Below are 793 nucleotides of genomic sequence, written 5' to 3'. Positions count from 1 at the left end.
TCGACGTCGACCGCGCCGAACGAGATCGCGTCGCCCTCGCGCGTCTCGTACAGCGTCACGTCGTGCTCCTCGACGGCGTCGAGGTACTCGGCGTACGTCTGCGTGCTCGCGGCGATCCCGGGGTCGTAGACGCCCCCGATCCCGTCGGCCTCCGTCTCGTAGTACTCGATGACCGCCGCGTTGCCGCCGATGTGGTCCGCGTCGTTGTGCGAGGTGACGAGGTGGTCGATCCGCGTGACGTCGTGTCGCCGGAGGTACTCCAACACGTACTCCCCGTCGTCGTTGTAGTGCCCCGTGTCGACGAGCATCGTCTCGCCCTCCGGCCCGAGGATTAGCGTACTGACCGACTGTCCGACGTTGATGTAGTGGACCTCGACGGTCCCGTTCGCCGTCCCGGCCGGGGTCTCGTCGTCCGTGTCCGGACCCGTCGGCGCCTGATCGCCGGGCGCCGCGCCGGCACAGCCCGCGAGGACGACGATCCCCACGACCAGGAGGACCTTGAGCGCACCCCCTGTTCGTTTCATATTTCCTTACTGCGCTACACAGGGAAAGAGGTACGTGTCCGGTACCGTTCCCGACCGGCCGGTCGGCGGAGTCGGCGGTGCCGCCGTTCCGAGGCCCTGTTCGGTCGGTGGTCGGACGTCGCAGTGCTCCCAATATCGTGGCGCACAGTGACCGGACCCGAAACGCGCTCGACTTGGACCGGACCACCGGTCCGAGCCTCATTCGACGATATAAACGTCTCTCGCCGTCGTGCGGTTTTCGGGTATAAGGAAGTGGGTTGGGGCAGATT

At 66.5% G+C, this 793-nt stretch carries 1 protein-coding gene; it reads right to left on the bottom strand.

Translation table 11 applies throughout. From position 1 onward, the window contains the following. Nucleotides 1–524, bottom strand: a 524-nt coding sequence (locus EXE42_RS16085) for a ComEC/Rec2 family competence protein (RefSeq protein WP_199240787.1), incomplete at its 3' end; no start/stop codon positions are given. Nucleotides 525–793 lie beyond the last annotated feature (269 nt).

Origin of the sequence: Halorubrum sp. SP3 (genome assembly GCF_005435195.1) — an archaeon.
Taxonomy (GTDB): domain Archaea; phylum Halobacteriota; class Halobacteria; order Halobacteriales; family Haloferacaceae; genus Halorubrum; species Halorubrum sodomense.
Note: the sequence above shows the minus strand (reverse complement) of the source record. Positions and strands in the feature narration are given on the sequence as shown.